General features: G+C 67.3%; 3 protein-coding genes. All 3 read right to left on the reverse strand.

From position 1 onward, the window contains the following. Window positions 1-55 precede the first annotated feature (55 nt). The 3 genes from ACWF94_RS22445 to pafA all read right to left on the reverse strand — a co-directional run bounded on the left by ACWF94_RS22445 (window position 56) and on the right by pafA (window position 3,116). Window positions 56-427: an FKBP-type peptidyl-prolyl cis-trans isomerase gene (locus ACWF94_RS22445; protein WP_453491149.1), complete on the reverse strand. Its 372-nt coding sequence runs from the start codon at window positions 425-427 to the stop codon at window positions 56-58. A gap of 194 nt (window positions 428-621) precedes the next feature. Next, the gene (locus ACWF94_RS22450) at window positions 622-1,563 is read right to left on the reverse strand and encodes an FKBP-type peptidyl-prolyl cis-trans isomerase (RefSeq protein ID WP_453491152.1); all 942 of its coding nucleotides are present in this window, start codon (window positions 1,561-1,563) and stop codon (window positions 622-624) included. A gap of 191 nt (window positions 1,564-1,754) precedes the next feature. Further along, window positions 1,755-3,116 (reverse strand): Pup--protein ligase, encoded by a 1,362-nt coding sequence (pafA, locus tag ACWF94_RS22455; protein WP_453491155.1) that lies wholly within the window; start codon window positions 3,114-3,116, stop codon window positions 1,755-1,757. Window positions 3,117-3,270 lie beyond the last annotated feature (154 nt).

A 3,270-nucleotide genomic window follows, 5' to 3' on the forward strand; every position in this document is an offset into this window, starting at 1 on the left:
GCATCAGACGGACCCCCGCCGGAACCGCTCGGCGACGATCAGACGGAGACGGCGATCAGACGGAGACGAGGTCGCAGACAAAGATCAGCGTCTCGCCCGGCTTGATCCGGCCGCCCGCCCCACGGTCGCCGTAGGCGAGATCCGCCGGGATCACCAGCTGACGGCGACCGCCGACCTTCATCCCCTGCACACCCTGGTCCCAGCCGGCGATGACCTGGCCGGCGCCCAGCTCGAACTTCAGCGGCGTGCCGCGGTTCCAGGACGCGTCGAACTCCTCACCGGTGGAGAAGGCGACACCCACATAGTGGACGGAGACAATGTCGCCCGCCTTCGCCACCGGGCCGTCGCCCTCCCAGATGTCCTTGATCTCCAGGTCGGCCGGCGGCTCGCCACCCGGGAAATCGATCTCGGGCTTCTCGATGCTCACTTGAACTGCTCCTCTAACTGATGAACGGGGCAACCCGGACAGTCTCGCACCTCCGCCGGACCAGGGCCTGTCCGATGTCCCCCTACGCCCGGGGGCGTGGGAGGTACCCCAGGCCGGCCCAGGGCCTCCCAGCCGCCGGGCCCCGGAGCGGGTCGGCGCCGGGCCGGCCGGTGCTCATCCGGCCCGGCCCGGGCTCATGCCTTGGCCAGCAGATCCACCACGAACACCAGCGTGGAGTTCTTCGGGATGCCCTTCTGCTCCTGCCCCGCGAAGCCCTGGTCCGGCGGCACGACCAGCAGCACCCGGCTGCCGGCCTTCTTGCCGATGACCCCGTCCTTGAGCCCCTTGACGGTGATCTGCCCCAGCGGCCAGCTCACCGTCGAATCCGACTTGTAGGTGCTGTCGAACTGCTGGGCGCCCTTCCACACATACGCCTGGTACTTCACGACCACCGTGTCCTTGTCCGTGAGCACCGGTCCCGTGCCCTCCAAGACGTAGTCGGACACCAGCTTCTTCGGCGCGGCGGCCGACTTCGGGAACGTCACCGACGGAGCCTTGCCGTCCGCGTTCGTCCCGACCTTCGGCAGATCGATGTTGTCCTGGGCGACCTCGGTGCCCTTGGCGGACACCGGGAAGCTCTTGCTCTTGACGATGTCCATGACGAACACCAGCGTGGCGTCGCCCTTGATGTCACCCTTCCCCTGCGGGCCGTAGCCCAGGGCCGGGGGGATCGACACCTCCACCCGGCTGCCGACCTTCTGCCCGGTCAGGGCCTTCTGCCAGCCATCGATGACCCCCGGGCCGCCGACGGCCACGTCGAAGGGCTGACCGCGGTCGAAACTGTTGTCGAAGGGCTTGTTCTCGTCCCACTCCTGACCCAGATAGTTGACCTGGGCCTGATCACCCTTCTTGAGCACCGCGCCCGTGCCCGCACTGAGAACCTTGATCTTCAGATCCTTCGGCGGGTCACCCTCCCCCTTCGCCACAGTCGGCTTCTCACCGAACTTGGCGCCGGCGGTGAGGGCGGGCAGCTCGCCCTTGGACGAGTTGGAGTCGGAGCCCTTGTCGTCACTGCCGCACGCCGCTGTCGACAACAGCAGCGCGGGGACGACGAGAAGGCCGGCAAGTCGGCGCACGTGTTCCTCAGATCTCAGACGGCACAGTAGGGACCACGACACTCTAGGGCGTGCCGAGGGCCCCGCACGAGAAACGTACGGGGCCCGAGTGGCGTTCCGCAGACTTGTGTGAATGTCCGGCCGCGTGCTCCGGCGGCCTGGGCTCCGGCGCCCTGCAGGGCGGGCCCCGGACCCCGGGACCCGCCTGTCGGCTACATGCCCGCGATGAGCTTCTCCACCCGGTCGTCCACCGACCGGAACGGGTCCTTGCACAGCACGGTCCGCTGCGCCTGGTCATTGAGCTTGAGATGCACCCAGTCGACCGTGAAGTCCCGCCGCTGCTCCTGCGCCCGGCGGATGAAGTCACCCCGCAGCCTCGCCCGGGTGGTCTGGGGCGGCACCGACTTGCCCTCGAAGATCTTCAGATCGTTGCAGATCCGGGCGGCCTGCCCCTTGCGCTCCAGCAGGTAGTACAGCCCGCGCCGGCGGTGGATGTCGTGGTAGGCGAGGTCTATCTGCGCGACCCTCGGATGCGACATGGTCATGTTGTGCTTGGCCCGATACCGCTCGATGAGCTTGTACTTCATCACCCAGTCGATCTCGGTACCGATCCGGTCGAGATCCTCCGCGTCGATCGCGTCGAGGGTGCGGCCCCACAGTTCGAGAACCTGCTCGACAACACCCGTACGGATGCCCCGCCGGTCGACGAAGTCCACCGCCTTCTCGTAGTACTCCCGCTGCACCTCCAGCGCGGAAGCCTCCCGCCCGCTGGCGAGCCGCACCTTGCGCTGGCCGGTGATGTCGTGGCTGACCTCACGGATCGCCCGGATCGGGTTCTCCAGGGTCAGATCGCGCATCACCGTGCCCGCCTCGATCATGCGCAGCACCAGATCGGTCGCCCCGACCTTGAGCAGCATGGTCGTCTCGGACATGTTCGAGTCGCCGACGATCACATGCAGCCGGCGATAGCGCTCGGCGTCCGCGTGCGGCTCGTCGCGGGTGTTGATGATGGGACGCGAACGGGTGGTCGCCGAGCTGACGCCCTCCCAGATGTGCTCCGCGCGCTGACTGACGCAGTAGACCGCGCCACGCGGGGTCTGGAGCACCTTCCCCGCACCGCAGAGCAGCTGACGCGTGACGAGGAAGGGGATCAGGATGTCCGCCAGCCGGGAGAACTCGCCGTGACGCGCCACGAGGTAGTTCTCATGACAGCCGTAGGAGTTCCCCGCCGAGTCGGTGTTGTTCTTGAAGAGATAGACGTCGCCCGCGATCCCCTCCTCGTGCAGGCGGCGTTCGGCGTCGACGAGCAGACCTTCCAGAATGCGCTCACCGGCCTTGTCGTGCGTGACCAGCTCGATCACGTTGTCGCATTCGGGTGTCGCATATTCCGGATGCGAACCCACGTCGAGGTAGAGACGGGCGCCGTTCCGCAGGAAGACATTGCTGCTGCGGCCCCAGGAGACAACTCGGCGGAAGAGGTAGCGCGCCACTTCGTCAGGTGACAGTCGGCGCTGTCCCCTGAACGTGCACGTGACGCCGTACTCGTTCTCCAGCCCGAAAATGCGGCGGTCCATGTCTGAACATTACGCCTCAGGCCCCGAGCTGAAACCGGGTTCGGCCGCACCGTTCCGATCATTTTCCGATGAGCACCCGGCCCCCCCCCCCCCCGCAACCCCCATTCCCATTGTAAGCCCCGGGACCCCCAGGACCCCCGGAGGGGGCCACACG

This window comes from Streptomyces sp. NPDC055078 (assembly GCF_053607985.1).